Raw genomic sequence first — 22,950 nt, 5'->3', positions numbered from 1 at the left:
AACAGGAGCTGCCGGGTGTCGAGTACGGATGTGCGTGACGAAGCAGAGGACTCGGGACCCAGCGGCTACGCGGCGGCCCGGCTGCGCCTCCTCACCGAGGGGGTGCGGTCCGGGCCGCCGCGCCGCTCCGCCCTCGCCCAGCTCACCGACGAGTGGCTGAACGGCCTGTTCGCCGCGGGCGCCGGAGGCATGCGGGGCGTCGCCCTGGTCGCCGTCGGCGGCTACGGCCGCGGCGAGCTGTCCCCGCGCAGCGACCTGGACCTCCTCCTGCTGCATGACGGAGGCGACGGCACGGCGGTCGCCGCCCTCGCCGACCGGATCTGGTACCCGGTCTGGGACCTCGGCCTCGCCCTCGACCACTCCGTGCGCACCCCCGCCGAGGCCCGCAAGACCGCCGCCGACGACCTCAAGGTGCAGCTGGGCCTGCTGGACGCCCGGCACATCGCGGGCGACCTCGGCCTCACCACGGGACTGCGCACCGCCGTCCTCGCCGACTGGCGCAACCAGGCGGCCAAGCGGCTGCCCGAGCTCCAGGAGCTGTCCGCCGAGCGCGCCCAGCGTCAGGGCGAACTCCAGTACCTGCTGGAACCCGACCTCAAGGAGGCCCGCGGCGGACTGCGGGACGCCACCATCCTGCGCGCCGTCGCCGCCTCCTGGCTGGCGGACGCCCCCCGCGAGGGCCTCGCCGACGCCCGGCGCCGGCTGCTCGACGTCCGGGACGCGCTGCACCTGGCCACCGGCCGGGCCACCGACCGCCTCGCCCTGCAGGAGCAGGACCAGGTCGCCGCCGAACTGGGCCTGCTCGACGCCGACACCCTGCTGCGCCAGGTGTACGAGGCGGCCCGGGTCATCTCGTACGCCAGCGACGTCACCTGGCGCGAGGTGGGCCGTGTGCTGCGGGCCCGCGCGGTACGGCCGAGGCTGCGGGCCATGCTGGGCGGCGGGAAGCCCACCGCGGAACGCTCCCCGCTGGCCGAGGGCGTCGTCGAGCAGGACGGCGAGGTGGTGCTCGCCCGCGCCGCGCGCCCCGACCGCGACCCCGTGCTCCCGCTGCGCGCCGCGGCGGCCGCCGCCCAGGCCGGGCTCCCGCTCTCCCTGCACGCCGTCCGGCGCATGGCGACCGGGGTGCGCCCGCTGCCCACCCCCTGGCCCGCCGAGGCACGCGAACAGCTCGTCACCCTGCTGGGCTCGGGCCGGCCGACCGTGGAGGTCTGGGAGGCGCTGGAGGCCGAGGGGCTGATCACCCACTTCCTGCCCGACTGGGAACGGGTGCGCTGCCGCCCGCAGCGCAACGCCGTCCACATCTGGACCGTCGACCGGCACCTCATCGAGACCGCCGTGCGCGCCTCCGGGTTCACCCGCCGCGTCCACCGTCCCGACCTGCTGCTGGTCGCCGCGCTGCTGCACGACATCGGCAAAGGCTGGCCCGGCGACCACTCGGTGGCCGGCGAGATCATCGTCAAGGACATGGCCGCCCGGATCGGCTTCGACCGCGACGACGTGGCGGTCCTGTCTACCCTGGTCCGCCACCACCTGCTGCTCGTCGAGACGGCCACCCGGCGCGACCTGGAGGACCCGGCTACCGTCCGCGCGGTCGCGGACGCGGTCGGCACGCCCGGCACGCTGGAGCTGCTGCACGCCCTGACCGAGGCGGACGCCCTGGCCACCGGCCCCGCCGCCTGGTCGGCGTGGCGCGGCTCCCTCGTCGCCGACCTGGTCAAACGGGTCGGCGCGGTACTCGCCGGGGACGTCCCGGACGAGCCCGAGGCCGCCGCGCCCACCGCCGAGCAGGAACGTCTCGCCCTCGAGGCGATCGCCGTCGGCAGCCCCGTCCTGGCGCTGCGCGCCCAGACGGAGCCACCGGCCGGGGACGGACTCGCCGGGGACCCGGAGCCCCTCGGTGTCGAGCTCCTGATCGCCGTCCCCGACCAGCCGGGCGTGCTGCCCGCCGTCGCGGGCGTCCTCGCCATGCACCGGCTGACCGTGCGCACCGCCGAGCTGAGGGCCCTGGACCTGCCCGACGGCGTCGACGGCTCCGTCCTCCTGCTGAACTGGCGGGTCGCCGCCGAGTACGGCTCCCTGCCGCAGGCGACCCGGCTGCGCGCCGACCTCGTCCGGGCGCTGGACGGCTCCCTGGACATCGCCGGGAAGCTCGCGGAGCGGGACGCCGCCTACCCGCGCCGGCGGGGTGTCATGGCGCCGCCGCCCCGGGTCACCGTGCATCCGGCGGCGTCCCGGCTGGCCACCGTCATCGAGGTGCGCGCCCAGGACGCGCCGGGCCTGCTGTTCCGGATCGGCCGCGCGCTGGAGGACGCGAGCGTGCGGGTGCGCAGCGCGCACGTCAGCACGCTGGGCGCCAACGCCGTCGACGCGTTCTACGTCACAGGTCCCGAGGGCGCGCCCCTGCCCGACGAGGAGGCCGTGTCCGTGGCCCGCAAGCTGGAGGAGACGCTGCGGGGCTGACCGGGGGATCCCGGTCACCTGTGTCGCCGGGATACTCTGGAGGGCGATTCCCAGCTGCCACCGACCCCGAGGACCGCGAGCGCCGTGTTCGATACTCTTTCCGATCGCCTCTCAGCGACGTTCAAGAACCTGCGTGGCAAGGGACGGCTCTCCGAAGCGGACATCGACGCCACCGCGCGCGAGATCCGTATCGCGCTCCTCGAAGCGGACGTGGCGCTGCCCGTCGTGCGGACGTTCATCAAGAACGTCAAGGAGCGGGCCCTCGGTGCCGAGGTCTCCCGGGCGCTGAACCCGGCGCAGCAGGTCCTGAAGATCGTCAACGACGAGCTCGTCACGATCCTGGGCGGCGAGACCCGCCGGCTGCGCTTCGCCAAGCAGCCGCCCACCGTGATCATGCTGGCCGGTCTGCAGGGTGCCGGTAAGACCACCCTCGCGGGCAAGCTCGGCCGCTGGCTGAAGGAGCAGGGCCACTCGCCGCTGCTGGTCGCCGCCGACCTCCAGCGCCCGAACGCCGTGAACCAGCTCAGCGTCGTCGCCGAGCGCGCCGGTGTCGCGGTCTACGCGCCCGAGCCGGGCAACGGCGTCGGCGACCCGGTCAAGGTCGCCAGGGACTCGATCGACTTCGCCAAGTCCCGTGTCCACGACATCGTCATCGTCGACACCGCCGGCCGTCTCGGCATCGACCAGGAGATGATGCGGCAGGCCGCGGACATCCGCGACGCCGTCTCCCCGGACGAGATCCTCTTCGTCGTCGACGCGATGATCGGTCAGGACGCGGTCAACACCGCCGAGGCCTTCCGCGACGGTGTCGGCTTCGACGGTGTGGTGCTCTCCAAGCTCGACGGTGACGCCCGCGGTGGTGCGGCCCTGTCGATCCGGCAGATCACCGGCAAGCCGATCATGTTCGCCTCCAACGGCGAGAAGCTCGACGACTTCGACGCCTTCCACCCCGACCGGATGGCCTCCCGCATCCTCGACATGGGTGACCTGCTCACCCTGATCGAGCAGGCGGAGAAGACGTTCAGCCAGGAAGAGGCCGAGAAGATGGCCTCCAAGCTGGCGTCCAAGAAGGGCCAGGACTTCACCCTGGACGACTTCCTGGCCCAGATGGAGCAGGTCCGGAAGATGGGCAGCATCAGCAAGCTGCTCGGCATGCTGCCCGGCATGGGCCAGATCAAGGACCAGATCAACAACCTCGACGAGCGGGACGTCGACCGCACCGCCGCGATCATCAAGTCGATGACGCCGGGCGAGCGCCAGGACCCGACGATCATCAACGGCTCGCGGCGCGCCCGTATCGCCAAGGGCTCCGGCGTCGAGGTCAGCGCCGTCAAGAACCTGGTCGAGCGGTTCTTCGAGGCCCGCAAGATGATGTCCCGCATGGCCCAGGGCGGCGGGATGCCCGGCATGCCGGGGATGCCGGGCATGGGCGGGGGCCCCGGCCGTAGCAAGAAGCAGCCGAAGAAGGCCAAGGGCAAGCAGCGCTCCGGCAACCCGATGAAGCGCAAGCAGCAGGAGCAGGAGGAGGCCGCCCGCCGCGCCGCCGCCGCGCAGGGCGGCGGGGCCTTCGGCGTGCCGGGCCAGCAGCCCGGCAAGGACTTCGAGCTCCCGGACGAGTTCAAGAAGTTCATGGGCTGACCGCTCCCGTACGTCGCGCAGGGCGTCTCTCCTTCGGGAGGGGCGCCCTCTGCGCATGCCGAGGCCCGGCGACTGCCGTAACGTCCAGATATGAGCGATACCGCGCCACGACGGAAGGATCCGGAACAGCCGTGGCGCACCGAGGGCACACCGGAGGAGCCGTCCGGGCGGTCCGGCGGCCGCAGGATGCGCGGCCGTTGGTGGGGGCTGGCCGTCACCGTGGTGGTCGTGTTCCTGCTCGCCTACGTGGGCCTGAACTACCTCGACCGGGGCAACGAGCCGACGATCTCGTACACCGAGTTCAGCAGGCAGGTCGAGGCGGGCAACATCTCCAAGATCTACTCCAAGGGCGACGCCATCCAGGGCGAGCTCAAGAAGGCCCGGGACGCCCCCGGCGACGGCGGGACGTACACCAAGTTCCACACCCAGCGCCCCTCGTTCGCCGAGGACGACCTCTGGCGGGAGCTCAACAGCCGGGGTGTCACCGTGACCGCGGAGCCGGTCGTCAAGGAGCGCGGTGTCCTCACCAACCTGTTGATCTCCCTCGCGCCGATCGTCGTCATCGTCGCGGTGTGGATCTTCATCGCCCGGCGGTTCGGCCCGGGCCGCGGCGGTGCCGGCGGCATGTTCGGGCGCAAGCCGCCGCCCAAACCCGTCGAGCTGCTGCCGGGCCGGCACCGCACCACCTTCGCCGACGTCGCCGGCATCGACGAGGTCAAGGGCGAACTCGACGACGTCGTCGACTTCCTGGAACACCCCGACGCCTACCGCGCGATGGGCGCGAAGATGCCCCGCGGCGTCCTCCTCGCGGGCCCGCCCGGCACCGGCAAGACCCTGCTCGCGCGGGCCGTGGCCGGCGAGGCGGGCGTGCCGTTCTTCTCCGCCTCCGCCTCCGAGTTCATCGAGATGATCGTCGGCGTCGGCGCGTCCCGCGTCCGTGAGCTCTTCGCCGAGGCCCGCAAAGTGGCACCGTCGATCATCTTCATCGACGAGATCGACACCATCGGACGGGTCCGCAGCGGCGGCGCCTCGGTCGGCGGCCACGACGAGCGCGAGCAGACCCTGAACCAGATCCTCACCGAGATGGACGGCTTCACCGGCTCCGAGGGCGTCGTCGTCCTCGCGGCCACCAACCGCGCCGACATCCTCGACCCCGCGCTGACCCGGCCCGGCCGCTTCGACCGCGTCGTCAACGTCTCCCCGCCGGACCGCCGCGGCCGCGAGGCCATCCTGCGCATCCACACCCGCGACATCCCGCTCGCCGACGACGTGGACCTGGCCCAGCTGGCCCGCACCACGCCCGGCATGACCGGCGCGGACCTGGCCAACCTCGCCAACGAGGGCGCGCTGCTCGCGGTCCGCAGGGGCCAGTCCCAGGTGACGGCCAGGGATCTGTCCGAGGCGCTGGAGAAGGTGCAGCTCGGCGCCGAACGCACCATTGTGATGACCGAGGAGGACCGGCGGCGCACCGCCTACCACGAGAGCGGCCACGCCCTGCTCGGCATGCTCCAGCCCGGCGCCGACCCGGTCCGCAAGGTCACCATCGTGCCGCGCGGCCGGGCCCTCGGCGTCACCATGTCCACCCCGGAGGTGGAGCGGTACGCGCACTCCGAGGAGTACCTGCGCGGACGCATCATCGGCGCCCTGGGCGGCATGGCCGCCGAGGAGGAGATCTACGGCGTCGTCACCACCGGCGCGGAGAGCGACCTCGAACAGGTCACCGCCATCGCCCGCGGCATGGTCGCCCGCTGGGGCATGAGCGAACGGGTCGGCCGGCTGTCCGCCCTGCCGAGCGACGCCCAGCAGGCGTACGGGCTCTCCGCGGCCCCCCACACCCTGGACGTCATCGACACCGAGATGCGCCGCATCGTCGACGCCTGCTACGAGGAGGCCCGCCACACACTCCGCGAGCACCGAGGCCGGCTGGACGCCCTGGCGCAGGCCCTGCTGGAGCAGGAGACCCTGGAGGAGGCCGACGCCTACCGGGTCGCCGGCATCCCGTGGCCGCCGAAGGACGACGCCGCGTAGCGGACCGGGGCGGCCGAGCTCACGGTACGCGCGCGATCAGGTACCGGAAGACGTTCGGCATCCACACCGTCCCGTCCCGCCGCTGATGCGGATGCAGCGCCTCGGTCAGCTCCTTGTCGACCTGCACCTGGTCCGTCGCCGTGATCGCCGCGTCGAACAGCCCCGTGGACAGCAATCCGCGCACGGCGCTGTCCACGTCCGCGTACCCGAACGGGCAGGCCACCCGGCCGGACCCGTCCATCCGCAGCCCCGCCCGCTCGGCGACCTCCTCCAGGTCGTCCCGCAGCGCCGGGCGCCAACTGCCCGCGCCCCGCAACGGATCGGCCAGCTTCGTGGCGACCCGCAGCACCGACGAGGTCGCACAGCGCTCGGGCGGCCCCCAGCCCGCCAGCACCACCGGCGCACCCCGCCCGGCGAGCGGGGTCGCGGACGCCAGCAGACCCGCCAGCCCTTCCGCGTCGCCGTCCAGGCACCCGATGGGCTCGAAGGCGGTCACGACCGTGAAGGCTTGCGACCGCGCCTCCCTCGCGTCCCCCAAGGTGCCGACGAGCCGCGTGCCGCTGCGCGCGCGTGCGTCCCCGCCCGCGGGGAGCAGCCGCTGCCGCGCCAGGGCGAGCCGCTCGGGAGCGGTCGCCTCGACGCCGGTGACGGCCGCGCCTCTGGACGCCGCCATCAGCAGCGCGAGTCCGCTGCCGCATCCCAGGCCCAGCAGCCTGCTGCCGGGACCCACCTCCAAGCGCTCGTAGACCGCCTCGTAGAGCGGGACCAGCATCCGCTCCTGGATCTCGGACCAGTCACGCGCGCGTGCACACGGGTCCACGCGCGGGGCCCGGCCCGCGCGAGGCAGACGCTGCCGCACGAGCGTAGGTGTCATGTAAAGCGCCCCAATCCGCCGAGAGTTGTCGCGATGCCCGCTTCCGTCGCCCCCGTGGCACGCGCTCGCGCTCCCCCCGTATGCCAGGTAACTCCGCGCCCGTCCCCGCGTCCAGGGGTTGCGGGGCCCTGCTTGTGGCTTCCCCGTGTCCGTGGCCAAAATTCACATTCCGGTAATCGGAGGCCGTACGATTCCGTCATGGCGAAGGCACCCGTACTCACGCCCCGGGCCGACGACTTCCCGCGCTGGTACCAGGACCTGGTCGCCAAGGCGGAGCTGGCCGACAACGGCCCGGTGCGCGGCACCATGGTCATCCGGCCGTACGGGTACGGCCTGTGGGAGCGCATGCAGGCCGAGCTGGACGCCCGCATCAAGGCGACCGGCACCCAGAACGCCTACTTCCCGGTGCTGATCCCGCAGTCCTTGCTGGCCCGTGAGGCCGACCACGTCGAGGGGTTCGCGCCCGAACTCGCGGTGGTCACGCACGGCGGCGGCAAGGAGCTGGAGGAGCCCGCCGTGGTCCGCCCCACCTCCGAGATGATCGTCAACGAGTACTTCGCCAAATGGGTGCAGAGCTACCGCGATCTGCCGCTGCTGATCAACCAATGGGCGAATGTGGTGCGTTGGGAGCTGCGGCCGCGCCTGTTCCTGCGCACGACCGAGTTCCTGTGGCAGGAGGGCCACACCGCGCACGCCACCTACGAGGAGGCCCGTGACTTCGCCGCGCGCATCCACCGCGAGGTCTACGAGGACTTCATGGTGAACGTCCTCGCCATGGACGTCCTCCCCGGCCGCAAGACCACGAGGGAGCGCTTCGCCGGAGCCGTCAACACCCTCACGCTCGAAGGCATGATGGGCGACGGCAAGGCCCTGCAGATGGCCACCAGCCACGAACTGGGCCAGAACTTCGCCAAGGCGTTCGACACGCGCTATCTCTCCGCGGAGGGGCGGCAGGAACTGGTCTGGCAGACCTCCTGGGGCTCGACCACCCGCATGATCGGTGCGCTGGTGATGATGCACGGCGACGACGACGGCCTGCGCGTGCCGCCGCGGCTGGCGCAGACCCAGGTCGTCGTGGTCGCGGTCAAGGACGACGAACGGGTTCTGGCCACGGTCCGGGAGACCGGCGCCCGGCTCGCCGCAGCCGGTCTGAGGGTCCAAGTCGACGACCGCACGGACACCCCTTTCGGCCGCCGGATCGTGGACTGGGAGCTGAAGGGCGTGCCGGCCCGCGTCGAGGTCGGCCCCCGTGACCTCGAGAACGGCACGGCGATGCTGGCCCGGCGGATCCCCGGCGGCAAGGAGCCGATCGCGCTCGACGCGCTGGCGGCCCGGCTGCCCGCGCTCCTGGAGGAGGACCAGGCGCTGCTGCTGGCGCAGTCCCGTGAGCGCCGCGCCTCCCGGACCGCGGACGTGGCGACCGCCGAGGAGGCCGTCGAGGCGGTGGCGGGCGGCGGCTGGGCGCGCCTGCCGTGGGCCGCGCTCGGCCCGGAAGGCGAGGCCGGCCTCGCCGAGCAGGCGGTGACCGTACGGTGTCTGGTCGCCGCGGACGGGTCGGTGCCGGACTCCGAGGACGCGCCCGGTAACGTCGCGGTCGTCGCGCGCGCTTACTGAGATGACGCCGGGGGAGCGACAGCGGCCGAAACGCCTCTTGCGCACGCGCCCATCACAGGGGTGACCGCGTCTGGACCCGGCCTACGCGCCGGGTCGTACGTCAGGCTACGCACCGGCTTGGTACGAGCTGTAAGCCTTTCTCCGCAGATCAGCGCACCCGCCCTCGTCGGTGCGCATCATTCCCGACTGACGGGTACGTGCAAATTATTTGGGATGCCCTGGAATCGGAACACAGCGGCACCCCGGCTCGTTGTCATTACGTGAGCACGACACAGACACCACCTGTTCTCGCCGCGGAGCTGGCACAGGCGTGGGCCGACATTCAGCGGTACCACCCCGAGCTGCCGGATCTCGCCGCGCCAGAGTCCCTGATCGGGGAGTCGTCGTCCGCGTGCGGTCACGAACTCTCCTTCGAGCGACTGCTCCATGAGGCAGTCCATGGCATCGCCGCCGCGCGCGGCATCCGGGACACGTCCCGGGCCGGCCGTTACCACAACCGCAGATTCCTCACCATCGCCGAGGAGCTGGGCCTGGACCATCCCGAGGAGCCGCACCCGAGCAGCGGTTTCTCCCTGGTCACGCTCAACCCCGAGGCCAAGCGCCGGTACCGCCCGACCATCGAGCGGCTCCAGCGGGCCCTGAAGGCCCACATGGCGGCGACCTCCTCGGACACCGGCAGGACCTTCCGGGGCCCGGCCGCACGGCACGGGTCCTCCGGGGGCGGCGTCCGCGTCAAAGCGGTCTGCGACTGCGGCCGCAACGTCCGCGTCGTCCCCTCGGTCCTCGCCCAGGCCCCGATCGTGTGCGGCGGCTGCGGCAAGCCGTTCCGCATCCCGGAGGTCATGGGAGCTGCGTGACGCGCTCGCACGGCGTCCGGCACCGGCATCTCGTGGCTGCCGGTCAGGGACGCGGGGCGAGGCGGGTGCCGCCGTGACCCCGGGCGGCCGTCCCGTCGAGGACGGCCCGGCCGGGCGCGAGCGGCACCCCGCGGCGTCGGGCCGCTCGTGGCCGATGCTCACGGCACCCGGTCCGCCGGGTGCCCCTTCGCCATGCCCGCGCAGCCGGCCGCCCGCGGCCGGGAGCGACCCGCCGGGTGTGGCACAATGGCTAGCTGTACTCGACAGCCGCACAGGACCCCTCTCTCCTCCGGCTGACGCGTCCATCGGGCACTCGGGTACCGCAACCCCACGCGGCCGTCCCGCCGTGCCCAACCACGTCAAATCCAGGAGAACCCACTCCAGTGGCAGTCAAGATCAAGCTGAAGCGTCTGGGCAAGATCCGTTCGCCTCACTACCGCATCGTCGTCGCCGACTCCCGTACCCGTCGTGACGGCCGTGCGATCGAGGAGATCGGCAAGTACCACCCGACCTACAACCCGTCGGTCATGGAGGTGGACGCCGAGCGCGTGGCGTACTGGCTGGGTGTCGGCGCGCAGCCGACCGAGCCCGTCCTCGCCATCCTGAAGAAGACCGGCGACTGGCAGAAGTTCAAGGGCGAGCCCGCCCCGGCTCCGCTGCTGACCGCCGAGCCGAAGAAGGCGCGCCCGACGTTCGAGGCCCTCGGTGGCGACGACGAGGGCAAGGGTGAGGCGATCACCCAGAAGAAGAAGGCGGAGAAGAAGGACGAGGCCTCGGCCGAGTCCGAGTCGGCCGAGGCCTGAGCATGCTCGAGGAGGCTCTCGAGCACCTCGTGAAGGGCATCGTCGACAACCCTGACGATGTGCAGGTCGCCTCGCGCGACCTGCGCCGCGGGCGTGTGCTGGAGGTCCGGGTCCACCCCGACGACCTCGGCAAGGTGATCGGCCGCAACGGCCGCACCGCACGCGCTCTGCGCACCGTCGTGGGCGCCATCGGCGGCCGCGGTGTCCGCGTCGACCTCGTCGACGTGGACCACGTCCGCTGACGCCGAACACAGCACCGGCTCGGGCCGGGGAGGGCCACTGGGCCGTCCCCGGCCCGTAGTCGTATATGAAGTCATGCCGCAGGCACACGACAGGAGATGGGACACGTGCAGCTGGTAGTCGGACGGATCGGCCGGGCCCACGGCATCAAGGGCGAGGTCACCGTCGAGGTACGCACCGACGAGCCGGAGCTGCGGCTCGCGCCCGGAGCCGTGCTCGCCACCGATCCCGCCTCCACGGGACCCCTCACCATCGAGAGCGGCCGCGTCCACAGCGGCCGCCTCCTGCTCCGCTTCGAGGGCGTACGCGACCGCACCGGCGCCGAGGCCCTGCGCAACACCCTCCTGATCGCGGACGTCGACCCCGACGAGCTGCCCGAGGAGGAGGACGAGTACTACGACCACCAGCTCATGGACCTGGACGTGGTCACCGCGGACGGCGTCGAGGTCGGCCGCATCACCGAGGTCTCGCACCTGCCCTCCCAGGACCTGTTCATCGTCGAACGGCCCGACGGGAGCGAGGTGATGATCCCCTTCGTCTCCGAGATCGTCACCGAGATCGACCTGGAGGAGCAGCGGGCCGTCATCGCCCCGCCGCCGGGCCTCATCGACGACCGCGCGGAGATCGCCTCGTCCCGCGACGCGGAGGCCGAGAGCTGATGCGGCTCGACGTCGTCACGATCTTCCCCGAGTACCTGGACCCCCTGAACGTCTCCCTCGTCGGCAAGGCACGCGCGCGCGGGCAGCTGAACGTCCAGGTGCACGACCTGCGCCGGTGGACCTACGACCGCCACAACACGGTCGACGACACCCCGTACGGCGGCGGCCCCGGCATGGTCATGAAGACCGAGCCCTGGGGCGACGCGCTCGACTCCGTCCTGGCCGACGGCTACGAGAGCGGCGCCGGCCGGCCCACCCTGATCGTCCCCACCCCCAGCGGGCGGCCCTTCACCCAGGAACTCGCCGTCGAACTGTCCGAGCGGCCCTGGCTGATCTTCACCCCGGCCCGCTACGAGGGCATCGACCGCCGCGTCATCGACGAGTACGGCACCCGGATGCCCGTGCACGAGGTGTCCATCGGCGACTACGTCCTCGCCGGCGGCGAGGCGGCCGTCCTCGTGATCACCGAGGCCGTGGCCCGGCTGGTGCCCGGCGTCCTCGGCAACGCCGAGTCGCACCGCGACGACTCCTTCGCGCCCGGTGCCATGGCGAGCCTGCTGGAGGGCCCCGTCTACACCAAGCCGCCCGAGTGGCGCGGCCGGGACATCCCGGAGGTGCTGCTCAGCGGCCACCACGGCAGGATCGCCCGCTGGCGCCGCGACGAGGCCCTGCGGCGCACCACGGCCCACCGGCCCGACCTGATCGCACGCTGCGAGCCCGCCGCCTTCGACAAGAAGGACCGTGAGATGCTCTCCATCCTGGGCTGGATGCCCGACCCGGAGGGCGAGCGGTTCGGCCGATTTTGGCGCAGGACCGAGGCCGTGGAAGAATAGGCCGCTGTTGTGCGCTGTCCGGCGTGCGCCCCTGCCACAGGGGGACACGACGCCCGCCCTGACGGGCACAGCACTCATCGAACACCTAATGCCGTTGATGACCTGTGGCATCAGCGAAGAAAGCAGACGAAATGTCTCACCTGCTCGACTCCCTCGACGCCACGTCGCTGCGCAGCGACGTCCCGGCCTTCCGCCCCGGCGACACCGTCAACGTCCACGTGCGCGTCATCGAGGGCAACCGCTCCCGTGTGCAGCAGTTCAAGGGCGTGGTGATCCGCCGCCAGGGTGCCGGCGTGCGCGAGACCTTCACGGTCCGCAAGGTCTCCTTCTCCGTCGGCGTCGAGCGCACCTTCCCGGTGCACACCCCGATCGTGGAGAAGATCGAGCTCGTCACCCGGGGTGACGTGCGTCGCGCCAAGCTGTACTACCTGCGCGAGCTGCGCGGCAAGGCCGCGAAGATCAAGGAGAAGCGCGACAACTGAGCGCTTCCGGGGGCTCGCCCCCGAGGGGTCCGCGGCGGGGCCGGATAGCATCTGGCCTCGATGGACACCGAAGCACAGCACACGGAGCGCGACCGCTCCTCCCGCCCTTCCGGCACCGGGTACGCCCCGGACCCGGAGGGCCGGGAGGGACGGTCGCGTTTCGCGTTGCCGGCCGGGATCACCGGCCGGCTCCCCGGCGGCCGGTACAGCCTGACCCTGCTGCTGGTCCTGGTGGGCGTCCTGCTGCTCAACCTGTTCGTCGCGCGGCCGTTCGAGATTCCCAGCGGATCCATGGAGCCCGCATTGAGGATCGGCGACCGCGTAGTCGTAAATAAGTTGGCGTACCGTTTCGATGCCGGGCCGCGGCGCGGCGATGTCGTCGTGTTCGACGGAACCGGGTATTTCGGGGACGCCGACTACATCAAACGCGTTGTGGGTGTGGGGGGAGACCACGTGGTCTGCTGTGACAGGGAGGGGAGGATCCAGGTGAACGGCCGCCCGGTCGACGAGTCGACGTTCCTGTACCCCGGCGACCGCCCGTCCACCGTGCGGTTCGACGTCGTCGTCCCCGACGGCAGGCTCTTCGTCCTCGGCGACCACCGCGGCGCCTCCAGCGACTCCCGCGACCACCTGGGCTCACCCGGCGGCGGCATGATCCCGGTCGACGACGTCATCGGCCGCGCCGAGGCGATCGTCTCGCCCGCGGCCCACTGGACCCGACTGCACCGTCCGGACGCCTACGCGCGCGTGCCCGCCCCGGACGGCGCCCATGGGTAACCGTGGCAAGCCGCGCGGCGTACCCACCAGTGCCGCCGACAACCTGCTGCCCACCGGCTCCCGGCGTGCGTCCGGCCCCACGGGCGGCCGCAGCCGCGCCGAACGGCGCAAGCTCCAGCGCAAGGTCAAACGCCGCCGCAGGCGCTCCGCGATCAAGGAGATACCCCTCCTCGTCGGCGTCGCCGTCCTGATAGCGCTCGTCCTGAAGACCTTCCTCGTCCAGGCCTTCGTGATCCCGTCCGGCTCCATGGAGCAGACGATCCAGGTCGGCGACCGCGTCCTCGTCGACAAGCTGACCCCGTGGTTCGGCAACAAGCCCGAGCGCGGCGACGTCGTGGTCTTCAAGGACCCCGGCGGCTGGCTCAATGACGAGCGGACGACCGTGAAGAAGGACGACCCCGTCGTCGTCAAGCAGGTCAAGGAGGCCCTCACCTTCATCGGCCTGCTGCCGTCCGACGACGAGAAGGACCTGATCAAACGGGTCGTCGGCGTCGGCGGCGACCGCGTCAAGTGCTGCGACGCGCAAGGACGGGTCACCGTCAACGGCGTTCCCCTGAACGAGGACTACCTGTATCCCGGCAACACCCCCTCCAAGACACAGTTCGACATCACCGTCCCCCAGGGCCGGCTGTGGATGATGGGCGACCACCGGGCGAACTCCGCCGACTCCCGCGCCCACCAGGACCAGGAGTACGGCGGCACGGTCTCCGAGGACGAGGTCGTCGGACGCGCGAAGTGGATCGCCTGGCCTTTCGGGCACTGGACCAGCCTGGACGAGCCGAACACCTACGCCTCGGTGGCCGACTCGGTGCCGGGGTCGACTGCGTCGGTCCCGCTGTCGCATAGGGTTGCCTCGGACGAATCGAACGGAACGCTCCAGCTCCCGAGCCCTGCGGAACTCCCGCTCGTTATGGGAGTGGTGGGCCTGCGCCGCGCATGGGGCAGGCAGCGGCACAGAGTAAGGAGTTGGCGTGGGGGATGTGGCGGTTGGCGCACGGTCCGGGCACGACGGCGAGGAGCACCGCGGACACCCCGTGGGAGCAGCCGACCCGACCGCGGACGGCGCCGTGACCTCCGGGAATGAGCCCGGATCCGGCAATGACGGCGGACGGTCGGGCGGGCAGCCCCCGACCGGCGGCGAGGGGTCGGGCGGGGCCGCTCCCGCGAAGAAGCAGCGCTCCTTCTGGAAGGAGCTGCCGATCCTGATCGGGATCGCGCTCGTCCTCGCGCTGCTGATCAAGACGTTCCTGGTACAGGCGTTCTCGATCCCCTCCGACTCGATGCAGAACACCCTCCAGCAGGGTGACCGCGTCCTCGTCGACAAGCTCACCCCGTGGTTCGGCTCCGAGCCGCAGCGCGGCGAGGTCGTCGTCTTCCACGACCCCGACCAGTGGCTCGCCGGGGAGCCCACCCCCGACCCGAACGCCCTGCAGACCTTCCTCAGCTGGATCGGCCTGATGCCGTCCTCCGAGGAGAAGGACCTGATCAAGCGGGTGATCGGCGTCGGCGGCGACACCGTGGAGTGCAAGGGCACGGGCCCGCTGACGGTCAACGGCAAGGCGCTGAACGAGCCCTACGTCTACCCGGGCAACACCCCGTGCAGCCAGGACGACCAGGGCGGTCAGTTCAAGGTGAAGGTCCCCAAGGGCTTCATCTGGGTGATGGGCGACCACCGGCAGAACTCCCGGGACTCGCGCTACAACCGGTCCGACGAGAACCACGGCATGGTCCCCGTCGACAAGGCCGTCGGCCGTGCCGTCGTCATCGCGTGGCCGGTCGGCCGCTGGGACACCCTGCCGGTTCCGGACACCTTCGACCAGGACCTCAGCACGCGGTCCGCGGCCCTGACGGTCGCGCCGCCGAGCCTCGCCCTGGCCGGAGCGGTGCCGCTGGTGCTGTGGCGCCGTCAGCGGCCCAAGGCCGAGCGGACGCGCTGAGCGGCCGGGACACCGCGTCCCGGACCGTCCCGGGCCGCCGCACCGGGCCCGCCGCGGAGTACGGCACCAGCCGTTCCGTTTCGCACCCGCGGCTGGCGAAAGCTTTGCCGAGCCGCCGGCCCGCGGGCCCCTGAGGGGCTGCCCGGCGTCGGTACCGCCGGGTAGGGTGCGGGTCCATGGGTGGCGAGAGCACGACACGTACGGCGCCGCGTCCCGGCGCGAGCAAGGGCCCGGTGGGCAGCCGGACCGGGCAGGTGCTGTCCGGGCTGGCCGTGGCGCTGGGTCTGCTGCTGTTCCTGGGCGGCTTCGCCTGGGGAGCGGTCGTGTACCGGCCGTACACCGTCCCCACCAGCTCGATGGCGCCCACGATCGGCGCCGGCGCCCGGGTGCTCGCGCAGCGCGTCGACGGCGGCGACGTCCACCGCGGTGACGTCGTCGTCTTCACCGACAAGACCTGGGTCAGCAACGCCCCCGTCGTCAAACGCGTCGTCGCGATCGGCGGCGACACCGTCGCCTGCTGCACCGACGGCAGGCTCACCGTCAACGGCAAGCAGATCGACGAGCCCTACCTGGCCGACGACGGCCTCGCCGAGCTCCAGGGCTTCCCGACCGTGAAGGTCCCCGAGGGCCGGATCTTCCTCCTCGGCGACGAGCGCAGCGGCTCCCTCGACTCCACCGCCCACCTCACGGACGCCGCGAGCGGCACGGTCGCCCGCAGTGCCGTCTCGGCCCGCGTGGAGGCCGTCGTGTGGCCCATGAACGGCACGCTGGAGCAGGCCACCGGCTTCGAGAAGCTCGGCCCGCTGTCGCCGCAGGGGCCGCTGCGCACTCAGGGCCTCATGATCGTCGCGGGTGCCGTGCTCGTCCTGGGCGGCGGGGCGTACGGCCCGATCGCCAGGCTGCTCGGAGGCCGCTCCCGCACGGCGGAGCCCGCCCGTGCCCGCTGAGGCCGACGGCCCGCCCGAGGGCGGGGTGCGCAGGGTCGCCCGCGTCGTGCTGCTCGACCCCGAGGACCGCATCCTGCTGCTGCACGGCCATGAGCCGGAGGACCTCGCCGACGACTGGTGGTTCACACCCGGCGGGGGAGTCGAGGGCGACGAGACGCGCGAAGAGGCCGCTCTGCGGGAACTCGCCGAGGAGACCGGCATCACGGACGTCGACCTCGGCCCCGTGCTGTGGCGGCGCCGGTGCTCGTTCCCGTTCGCGGGCCGCCGCTGGGACCAGGACGAGTGGTACTTCCTGGCCCGTACGACCCAGACGGCGGTCAGGGCCCTCGCCCTCACCGAGCTCGAGCGGCGCAGCGTCGCCGGAGCACGCTGGTGGACGTGTCGGGAACTCGCCCGGGCACATGAGACCGTGTATCCGACCAGACTCGCCGAGCTGCTGCGGAGGCTGCTCGACGAAGGTCCCCCTGCCGGGCCCGTGACCCTCGACACCGAAATCGTCTAGGGCCCGACGGGACTGGCGCACAATGGGGGCATCGCACGGCTGAAGGGGAACATGCCATGAGCGCCGAGGACCTCGAGAAGTACGAGACCGAGATGGAGCTGAAGCTCTATCGGGAGTACCGCGATGTCGTCGGTCTGTTCAAGTACGTGATCGAAACCGAGCGGCGCTTCTACCTGACCAACGACTACGAGATGCAGGTGCACTCGGTCCAGGGTGAGGTGTTCTTCGAGGTGTCCATGGCGGACGCCTGGGTGTGGGACATGTACCGGCCGGCGCGGTTCGTGAAGCAGGTGCGCGTGCTCACGTTCAAGGACGTGAACATCGAGGAGCTGAACAAGAGCGACCTCGAACTCCCCAGCGGCTGAGGTTCACCCGCCCGGGTGAGGGAGTTGTCCACAGCGCTGTAGTCGTCCACCAAGATCCAACAACGCGTTGAGGCGGGTTCATCGTTGGCGCCGGAGGTGGTGCCGACATGGACGCACGCAGGGCACTCGGCAGGTACGGCGAGGATCTGGCCGCGAGGCGGCTGGCCGAGGCCGGGATGACGGTTCTCGGGCGCAACTGGCGCTGTGGCAGGACCGGAGAGATCGACATCGTCGCCCGCGACGGCGACGTCCTCGTCGTCTGCGAGGTGAAGACCCGCAGGGCCGGCGGCTTCGAGCATCCGATGGCCGCCGTGCGACCCGAGAAGGCGCGGCGCCTGCGCGGCCTCGCGGAACGCTGGATCCACGCGCACGGCGGAGCCCCACCCGGAGGCGTCCGCATCGACCTCGTCGGCATCGTCCTGCCCGACCGGGGCGCCCCCGTCGTCGAGCATGCGCGAGGGGTGGCCTGACATGGGGTTCGCACGCACCTGCTCGGTGGCGCTCGTGGGCGTCGAGGGAGTCGTCGTCGAGGTCCAGGCGGACCTGGAACCGGGCGTCGCGGCCTTCACCCTGGTGGGCCTGCCCGACAAGAGCCTGACCGAGAGCCGCGACCGGGTCCGGGCGGCCGTGGTCAACTCCGGCGGCGAGTGGCCGCAGAAGAAGCTCACCGTGGGACTCAGCCCGGCCTCCGTGCCGAAGGCCGGCAGCGGCTTCGACCTGGCCGTCGCCTGCGCGGTCCTCGGCGCCGCCGAGCGCATCGACCCACGCGTCCTCGCCGACATCGTGATGATCGGCGAACTCGGACTGGACGGCCGGGTGCGCCCCGTCCGGGGCATCCTGCCCGCCGTGCTGGCCGCCGCCGACGCCGGATACGAACAGGTCGTCGTCCCGGAGTGCGCGGCCGCCGAGGCGTCCCTGGTACCGGGCGTCTCCGTGCTCGGCGTACGCAGCCTGCGCCAGCTGGTCGCCGTCCTCGCCGACGAACCCGTCCCCGACGAGGAACCCGAGGACCACGGCCGTCCGGACCCGCTCCTCGCGGGACTGCGGATGCCGGGGACCGGCGCGGCCAGCGGCATGCAGACCCTGGGCGCCACCGCCTGCGACCACGGTCACGACCTCGCCGACGTCGTCGGGCAGACCTCGGCACGCACCGCCGTGGAGATCGCCGCGGCCGGCGGGCACCATCTCTTCCTGGAGGGCCCGCCCGGCGCCGGCAAGACGATGCTCGCGGAGCGGCTGCCGGCCATCCTCCCACCGCTCGGCCGACAGGAGTCCCTGGAGGTCACGGCCGTGCACTCGGTCGCGGGACTCCTGCCACCGGGCAAGCCCCTCATCGACGCGGCCCCCTACTGCGCCCCGCACCACTCCGCCACCATGCAGGCCCTGGTCGGCGGCGGACCCGGCTTCGCCCGCCCCGGCGCGGTGTCGCTCGCCCACCGGGGCGTGCTCTTCCTGGACGAGACGCCCGAGTTCGGCGGCCAGGCGCTCGACGCCCTGCGCCAGCCCCTGGAGGCCGGGCATGTGGTGATCGCACGCAGCGCGGGCGTCGTCCGCTTCCCGGCGAAGTTCCTCATGGTCCTCGCGGCCAACCCCTGCCCTTGCGGGCGCTTCTCCCGGACCGACGACCTGTGCGAGTGCCCGCCCTCCGCCATCCGCCGCTACCAGGCCCGGCTGTCCGGGCCGCTGCTCGACCGTGTCGACCTCCGGGTCGAGGTCGACCGCGTCACCCGGGCCCAGCTCGCCCAGCGCGGCGCCCGCGGCGAGTCGACCGCCACCGTCGCCGACCGGGTGCGCGCCGCCCGTGAGCGGGCCGCCGCGCGGCTCACCGGCACCCCCTGGCGGACCAACAGCGAGATCCCCGGACGCGAGCTGCGCAGCCGCTGGCACGCGGTGAGTGGCGCCATGGACGAGGCCGAGCGGACCCTGGAGCGCGGTGTGCTCACGGCCCGCGGACTCGACCGCGTCCTGCGCGTCGCCTGGACCGTCGCCGACCTCGTCGGCCGCGACCGGCCCGACGCCACGGACGTCGCCCTCGCCCTGCAGCTGCGCACCGGAGTCCCCCGCGGAGTCCCCATGGCGACCGGGGCCCTGAGGTGACCGGCGCCGGGGCACCGGGGGAGGCCCCGCCGGACGCCCTGCTCGACCGGGTCTTCCTCAGCCGGGTCGTCGAACCCGGCGACGAGACCGCCGGGCGCTGGGTGCGCGAGTACGGCGCGAGCGCGGTCGTACGGCGGCTTCGGGAGGACGCCGGGCCGCCCCTGCCGGGCATCGGCCCCCGGCGCTGGGAGGGGCTGCGCGCCCGGGCGGCCCGCGCTGATCCCGCCCGGGACCTCGCCGTGGCCCAGGACGCCGGGATGCGGTTCCTGTGCCCGGGGGACACCGAATGGCCCGGGCAGCTCGACGACCTCGGTGACGCGCGGCCCCTCGGGCTGTGGGTGCGCGGACCGGCCGACCTGCGCATGTGGGCGCTGCGCTCCGTCGCGCTGGTCGGAGCGCGCGCCTGCACGGAGTACGGCGCGCACATGGCCGCCACCCTCGCCGGCGCGCTCGCCGAACAGGGCTGGGTGGTCGTCTCCGGCGGCGCCTACGGGGTCGACGGCGCCGCCCACCGGGGCGCCCTCGGCGCCGGCGGGGCCACCGTCGCCGTCCTCGCCTGCGGCGCCGACCGCCCCTACCCGCGCGGGCACACCCAGTTGATCGACCGGATCGCGGAGCAGGGCCTGGTCGTCGGGGAGCTGCCACCGGGGGAGCACCCCACCCCCAGCAGATTCATCGTGCGCAACCGCGTGATCGCCGCGCTCACCCGCGGCACGGTCGTCGTGGAGGCCGCCCACCGCAGCGGCTCCCTGTCCACCGCACGGACCGCCCGGCGCCTCGGCCGGCACACCATGGGCGTCCCGGGCCCCGCGACCAGCGGCCTCTCCGCCGGCGTGCACCACCTGCTGCGGCAGGACGCGGTGCTGGTCACCGACGCCGCGGAGATCATCGAACTCGTCGGAGACATGGGGGAGCTGGCCCCCGAGCGACACGGGCCCGTCCTCCCGCGCGACCTGCTCGCACCGAGGGCACGCGCGGTCCTGGCCGCCCTGCCCGGCCCGCGCGCCGCCCGGGCGGACGAGATCGCGCGCGGTGCGCAGACGACGGAGGACGACGCCGTCGCCCGACTGTACGAACTCCGCTCACTCGGCTGGGTCGAACGACACGGCGACGGCTGGAAGTTGACACGCCAGGCGATGGTGGCCGCCCGCACCGGGCGACATCCATGCTGACCGAGCGTGTTCGGCCGTACGGGGGAACACGGACGCCCTTGTAGATTCCCCCAGTTGGGGTGTTCGTGTGATCACGCAGCGCGACCGCCCTACCCGGGCGGGGCCTCCAGCGGAACGTATCTGCGCACGGCTCGGCCTCCGCCCTTCGCGCACCGCGACACGTCAGTCACGCTACGCTCACGGGGTTCCGGCTCGGACCGGCCCCACGACACGGAAAGCAAGCACAGCGACCACGACGACCTCCAGACCGACGGCTCCCCAGGCACCCCGCTTCACGGCAGAACGGCACTAGGCAACGAATGCCCCAGCACACCTCCGGGTCCGACCGGGCGGCGATCCCCCCAGCCGCCCGTGACGGTGGCAGCGCGCGACCGCCCGCTCCCTCGACACTCGACGAGCTGTGGCGGTCGTACAAGGCGACGGGGGACGAGCGGCTGCGCGAACAGCTGATCCTGCACTACTCGCCCCTCGTCAAGTACGTGGCGGGCCGGGTCAGCGTCGGCCTGCCGCCCAACGTCGAGCAGGCGGACTTCGTGTCGTCCGGGGTGTTCGGGCTGATCGACGCGATCGAGAAGTTCGACATCGACCGGGAGATCAAGTTCGAGACGTACGCGATCACCCGGATCCGCGGCGCGATGATCGACGAACTCAGGGCGCTGGACTGGATCCCGCGCTCCGTCCGGCAGAAGGCGCGCAACGTCGAGCGCGCGTACGCGACCCTGGAGGCGCGGCTGCGGCGGACGCCGACCGAATCCGAGGTCGCCGCCGAGATGGGCATCGCGGTGGAGGAACTTCACTCGGTCTTCAGTCAGTTGTCACTGGCCAACGTCGTGGCCCTGGAGGAGCTGCTGCACGTCGGCGCCGAGGGCGGCGACGGACTCAGCGTGATGGACACGCTGGAGGACACCGCCGCGGACAACCCCGTCGAGGTGGCCGAGGACCGGGAACTGCGGCGGTTCCTGGCACGGGCGATCAACACGCTCCCCGAGCGGGAGAAGACCGTGGTGACGCTGTACTACTACGAGGGCCTCACCCTCGCCGAGATCGGCAACGTCCTGGGTGTGACGGAGAGCCGGGTCAGCCAGATCCACACCAAGTCCGTGCTCCAGCTCCGGGCGAAACTGGCCGGCTTCGGCCGCTGACCTGCCCGGCAACAGTGGTGTTCGGCGCAGACACTCCCGTCGGGCGAGCGGCGTCCGTACAGTGGACGGGTGCCAAGGATTCGAGCGGCCTCCGTGGCCGAGCACCGGTCGATGCAGCGAGCCGCCCTGCTGGACGCGGCTCGTTCCCTGTTGTCCGAGGGCGGGACGGAGGCGCTGACCTTCCCGGCCCTGGCCGAGCGCACGGGACTCGCGCGGTCCTCCGTCTACGAGTACTTCCGGTCACGGGCCGCCGTGGTCGAGGAGCTGTGCGCGGTCGACTTCCCGGTCTGGGCCGCGGAGGTCGAGGCCGCGATGGAGGGCGAGACGACACCCGAGGGCAAGGTCGAGGCGTATGTGCGCCGCCAGCTCGCGCTGGTCGGTGACCGGCGGCACCGGGCCGTCGTGGCCATCTCCGCGAGCGAGCTGGACGCCGGAGCCCGGGAGAAGATCCGGGCCGCGCACGGCGGGCTGATCGCGATGATCGTCGAGGCGCTGCGGGAGATGGGCCACGCGGAGCCCCGGCTGGCCGCCATGCTGCTGCAGGGCGTCGTCGACGCGGCGGTCCGCAGGATCGAACTGGGCGCCGCGGAGGAACCGGCGGCGATCACCGACGCCGCCGTCTCCATGGCGCTCAGGGGTGTGCGGGGCTGAGGTCCGGCCCCGCGGGCACCGGCACCCGCAGGACCGGCAGCAGGCGGGACGGGCCGTGCAGGAGCCAGGGCGGGAGCAGCGACAAGGGGCTCAGATAGCCGTCGCCCCGGCGCAGGCCCCAGTGCAGGCAGGCCGTCGCACAGTGCGAGCCGGCCGGCTCCACGGCCCCGACGACGTCCCCCGCCGCCACCTCCTCGCCCTTCTCGACGGACGCCCGCACCGGCTCGTACGTCGTGCGCAGCGGGGGGTCACCCGTCCCCGCGAGCTCCACCGACACCACGCCCCTGCCGGCCACCCGTCCGGCGTAGGACACCCGTCCGGCCGCCACCGCGCGCACCGGTGTGCCGGCCGGGGCCGACAGGTCCACACCCCGGTGGCCGCGGCCGTAGGCCGTCGCAGGGGGCTCCCAGGCGCGCAGGACCGGTGGGCGTGATCCCACGGGCCAGGTCCGTCCGAGCCTCGGGACCTCGGGGTCCGCGGCCGGAGCCGCGGGCGCCCGGGCGGCGGTCGGGGTCAGGTCCGGCGCCGGTGCCAGCAGGACGGCGGCCGTCAGCAGAAGCAGCAGGACCAGCCGTCCGGACGTCCTCGCCGCGTTCACGTATCGCTTCTGTCGCATGTCCGAACGGTGGCGCAATCCCGCCGATCATGGCCGGTATCTGTGGACAAGCTCCGTGCTGTGGACAGCGGCGTCACCCGGGACCTCCCGGGTCCCGTACACTTCTTCTGGCGATCCGGGTCACCGGGTCGACTTCGCACGCCCCGACACCCCGCCGGAAACGGTCGGTGTCAGCGCCCCTCGGTCCTTCGTGGCACGGCGCGCGCGGGCGTCAGGCGCGGGAGCCGTCCGGCCCCCGCGGCACAACCGAGAA

23 protein-coding genes are annotated in these 22,950 nt (G+C 72.6%); 21 read left to right on the top strand and 2 right to left on the bottom strand.

Annotation, left to right across the window (positions count from 1 at the left end; genetic code table 11):
• Positions 1-15 precede the first annotated feature (15 nt).
• The 3 genes from ACFRAC_RS23070 (at position 16) to ftsH (ending at position 6,129) form a co-directional block, all read left to right on the top strand.
• On the top strand, positions 16-2,463 hold the full coding sequence (locus tag ACFRAC_RS23070; RefSeq protein WP_382926699.1) for a [protein-PII] uridylyltransferase: 2,448 nt from the start codon (positions 16-18) through the stop codon (positions 2,461-2,463).
• An 84-nt stretch (positions 2,464-2,547) separates the two neighbouring features.
• The gene (gene ffh / locus ACFRAC_RS23065; protein ID WP_382926697.1) at positions 2,548-4,101 is read left to right on the top strand and encodes a signal recognition particle protein; all 1,554 of its coding nucleotides are present in this window, start codon (positions 2,548-2,550) and stop codon (positions 4,099-4,101) included.
• Between the two features lie 90 nt (positions 4,102-4,191).
• Positions 4,192-6,129 carry an ATP-dependent zinc metalloprotease FtsH gene (gene ftsH, locus ACFRAC_RS23060; protein ID WP_382926694.1) on the top strand — a complete coding sequence of 646 codons (1,938 nt, stop codon included), beginning with the start codon at positions 4,192-4,194 and terminating at the stop codon, positions 6,127-6,129.
• Positions 6,130-6,148: 19 nt separating this feature from the next.
• Here the strand turns inward: ftsH and ACFRAC_RS23055 are convergent, their stop codons facing one another.
• Positions 6,149-7,003 carry an SAM-dependent methyltransferase gene (locus tag ACFRAC_RS23055; protein ID WP_382926692.1) on the bottom strand — a complete coding sequence of 285 codons (855 nt, stop codon included), beginning with the start codon at positions 7,001-7,003 and terminating at the stop codon, positions 6,149-6,151.
• A 198-nt stretch (positions 7,004-7,201) separates the two neighbouring features.
• Between ACFRAC_RS23055 and proS the strand changes: the two genes are divergently transcribed.
• The 18 genes from proS to ACFRAC_RS22965 all read left to right on the top strand — a co-directional run bounded on the left by proS (position 7,202) and on the right by ACFRAC_RS22965 (position 22,081).
• A complete protein-coding gene (proS, locus tag ACFRAC_RS23050; protein WP_382926691.1) occupies positions 7,202-8,617 on the top strand; it encodes a proline--tRNA ligase in 1,416 nt (471 codons plus the stop codon).
• A 260-nt stretch (positions 8,618-8,877) separates the two neighbouring features.
• Complete coding sequence (locus tag ACFRAC_RS23045) at positions 8,878-9,474, top strand: hypothetical protein (protein ID WP_086870333.1); 597 nt, start codon at positions 8,878-8,880, stop codon at positions 9,472-9,474.
• Between the two features lie 383 nt (positions 9,475-9,857).
• Positions 9,858-10,277 carry a 30S ribosomal protein S16 gene (gene rpsP / locus ACFRAC_RS23040; RefSeq protein WP_382926688.1) on the top strand — a complete coding sequence of 140 codons (420 nt, stop codon included), beginning with the start codon at positions 9,858-9,860 and terminating at the stop codon, positions 10,275-10,277.
• 2 nt (positions 10,278-10,279) lie between these two features.
• Positions 10,280-10,519, top strand: a complete 240-nt coding sequence (locus ACFRAC_RS23035) for an RNA-binding protein (RefSeq protein WP_005479813.1) — start codon at positions 10,280-10,282, stop codon at positions 10,517-10,519.
• Between the two features lie 105 nt (positions 10,520-10,624).
• The gene (rimM, locus tag ACFRAC_RS23030) at positions 10,625-11,176 is read left to right on the top strand and encodes a ribosome maturation factor RimM (protein ID WP_382926685.1); all 552 of its coding nucleotides are present in this window, start codon (positions 10,625-10,627) and stop codon (positions 11,174-11,176) included.
• Positions 11,176-12,009, top strand: coding sequence for a tRNA (guanosine(37)-N1)-methyltransferase TrmD (gene trmD, locus ACFRAC_RS23025; RefSeq protein WP_382926682.1), 834 nt, complete (start codon positions 11,176-11,178; stop codon positions 12,007-12,009). The genes rimM and trmD overlap by 1 nt, the downstream gene beginning before the upstream one ends.
• 131 nt (positions 12,010-12,140) lie before the next feature.
• Positions 12,141-12,491 carry a 50S ribosomal protein L19 gene (gene rplS, locus ACFRAC_RS23020; protein WP_382926679.1) on the top strand — a complete coding sequence of 117 codons (351 nt, stop codon included), beginning with the start codon at positions 12,141-12,143 and terminating at the stop codon, positions 12,489-12,491.
• Positions 12,492-12,551: 60 nt separating this feature from the next.
• Positions 12,552-13,268 carry a signal peptidase I gene (lepB, locus tag ACFRAC_RS23015; protein WP_382926676.1) on the top strand — a complete coding sequence of 239 codons (717 nt, stop codon included), beginning with the start codon at positions 12,552-12,554 and terminating at the stop codon, positions 13,266-13,268.
• Positions 13,261-14,352: a signal peptidase I gene (lepB, locus tag ACFRAC_RS23010; RefSeq protein ID WP_382926673.1), complete on the top strand. Its 1,092-nt coding sequence runs from the start codon at positions 13,261-13,263 to the stop codon at positions 14,350-14,352. The genes lepB (ACFRAC_RS23015) and lepB (ACFRAC_RS23010) overlap by 8 nt, the downstream gene beginning before the upstream one ends.
• Positions 14,240-15,205: a signal peptidase I gene (gene lepB, locus ACFRAC_RS23005; protein ID WP_382926670.1), complete on the top strand. Its 966-nt coding sequence runs from the start codon at positions 14,240-14,242 to the stop codon at positions 15,203-15,205. Before lepB (ACFRAC_RS23010) ends, lepB (ACFRAC_RS23005) begins: the two co-directional genes overlap by 113 nt.
• Before the next feature lie 176 nt (positions 15,206-15,381).
• Positions 15,382-16,152 carry a signal peptidase I gene (lepB, locus tag ACFRAC_RS23000; RefSeq protein WP_382926668.1) on the top strand — a complete coding sequence of 257 codons (771 nt, stop codon included), beginning with the start codon at positions 15,382-15,384 and terminating at the stop codon, positions 16,150-16,152.
• Positions 16,142-16,654 (top strand): NUDIX hydrolase, encoded by a 513-nt coding sequence (locus ACFRAC_RS22995; RefSeq protein ID WP_382926665.1) that lies wholly within the window; start codon positions 16,142-16,144, stop codon positions 16,652-16,654. The genes lepB (ACFRAC_RS23000) and ACFRAC_RS22995 overlap by 11 nt, the downstream gene beginning before the upstream one ends.
• A gap of 56 nt (positions 16,655-16,710) precedes the next feature.
• The gene (locus ACFRAC_RS22990) at positions 16,711-17,019 is read left to right on the top strand and encodes a DUF2469 domain-containing protein (RefSeq protein WP_003993268.1); all 309 of its coding nucleotides are present in this window, start codon (positions 16,711-16,713) and stop codon (positions 17,017-17,019) included.
• A 107-nt stretch (positions 17,020-17,126) separates the two neighbouring features.
• On the top strand, positions 17,127-17,489 hold the full coding sequence (locus ACFRAC_RS22985; RefSeq protein WP_382926661.1) for a YraN family protein: 363 nt from the start codon (positions 17,127-17,129) through the stop codon (positions 17,487-17,489).
• 1 nt (position 17,490) lies between these two features.
• Complete coding sequence (locus tag ACFRAC_RS22980; protein ID WP_382926658.1) at positions 17,491-19,116, top strand: YifB family Mg chelatase-like AAA ATPase; 1,626 nt, start codon at positions 17,491-17,493, stop codon at positions 19,114-19,116.
• Positions 19,113-20,288: a DNA-processing protein DprA gene (gene dprA, locus ACFRAC_RS22975; protein WP_382926656.1), complete on the top strand. Its 1,176-nt coding sequence runs from the start codon at positions 19,113-19,115 to the stop codon at positions 20,286-20,288. Before ACFRAC_RS22980 ends, dprA begins: the two co-directional genes overlap by 4 nt.
• A 299-nt stretch (positions 20,289-20,587) precedes the next feature.
• Positions 20,588-21,430, top strand: coding sequence for an RNA polymerase sigma factor WhiG (gene whiG, locus ACFRAC_RS22970; RefSeq protein WP_382926654.1), 843 nt, complete (start codon positions 20,588-20,590; stop codon positions 21,428-21,430).
• Positions 21,431-21,523: 93 nt separating this feature from the next.
• Positions 21,524-22,081: a TetR/AcrR family transcriptional regulator gene (locus ACFRAC_RS22965; RefSeq protein WP_382926856.1), complete on the top strand. Its 558-nt coding sequence runs from the start codon at positions 21,524-21,526 to the stop codon at positions 22,079-22,081.
• Here the strand turns inward: ACFRAC_RS22965 and ACFRAC_RS22960 are convergent.
• Entirely contained in the window at positions 22,062-22,697 is a 636-nt protein-coding gene (locus ACFRAC_RS22960; protein WP_382926651.1) for a murein hydrolase activator EnvC family protein, read from the bottom strand. The two genes, ACFRAC_RS22965 and ACFRAC_RS22960, sit on opposite strands and share 20 nt — an antisense overlap.
• Positions 22,698-22,950: the final 253 nt, after the last annotated feature.

The sequence above is a fragment of the Streptomyces sp. NPDC056628 genome (assembly GCF_042792555.1).
In the GTDB taxonomy this organism is placed as follows: Bacteria; Actinomycetota; Actinomycetes; order Streptomycetales; family Streptomycetaceae; genus Streptomyces.
This window is presented reverse-complemented; position numbering and strand designations above follow the sequence as displayed.

Bases quoted from the DNA above. Each gene is read 5' to 3' on its own strand.
- ftsH (WP_382926694.1), top strand. From the start codon at position 4,192: ATGAGCGATACCGCGCCACGACGGAAGGATCCGGAACAGCCGTGGCGC.
- ACFRAC_RS23055 (WP_382926692.1), bottom strand. From the start codon at position 7,003: ATGACACCTACGCTCGTGCGGCAGCGTCTGCCTCGCGCGGGCCGGGCC.
- proS (WP_382926691.1), top strand. From the start codon at position 7,202: ATGGCGAAGGCACCCGTACTCACGCCCCGGGCCGACGACTTCCCGCGC.
- ACFRAC_RS23035 (WP_005479813.1), top strand. From the start codon at position 10,280: ATGCTCGAGGAGGCTCTCGAGCACCTCGTGAAGGGCATCGTCGACAAC.
- trmD (WP_382926682.1), top strand. From the start codon at position 11,176: ATGCGGCTCGACGTCGTCACGATCTTCCCCGAGTACCTGGACCCCCTG.
- rplS (WP_382926679.1), top strand. From the start codon at position 12,141: ATGTCTCACCTGCTCGACTCCCTCGACGCCACGTCGCTGCGCAGCGAC.
- lepB (WP_382926676.1), top strand. From the start codon at position 12,552: ATGGACACCGAAGCACAGCACACGGAGCGCGACCGCTCCTCCCGCCCT.
- lepB (WP_382926673.1), top strand. From the start codon at position 13,261: ATGGGTAACCGTGGCAAGCCGCGCGGCGTACCCACCAGTGCCGCCGAC.
- lepB (WP_382926668.1), top strand. From the start codon at position 15,382: ATGGGTGGCGAGAGCACGACACGTACGGCGCCGCGTCCCGGCGCGAGC.
- ACFRAC_RS22990 (WP_003993268.1), top strand. From the start codon at position 16,711: ATGAGCGCCGAGGACCTCGAGAAGTACGAGACCGAGATGGAGCTGAAG.
- ACFRAC_RS22985 (WP_382926661.1), top strand. From the start codon at position 17,127: ATGGACGCACGCAGGGCACTCGGCAGGTACGGCGAGGATCTGGCCGCG.
- ACFRAC_RS22980 (WP_382926658.1), top strand. From the start codon at position 17,491: ATGGGGTTCGCACGCACCTGCTCGGTGGCGCTCGTGGGCGTCGAGGGA.
- whiG (WP_382926654.1), top strand. From the start codon at position 20,588: ATGCCCCAGCACACCTCCGGGTCCGACCGGGCGGCGATCCCCCCAGCC.
- ACFRAC_RS22960 (WP_382926651.1), bottom strand. From the start codon at position 22,697: ATGCGACAGAAGCGATACGTGAACGCGGCGAGGACGTCCGGACGGCTG.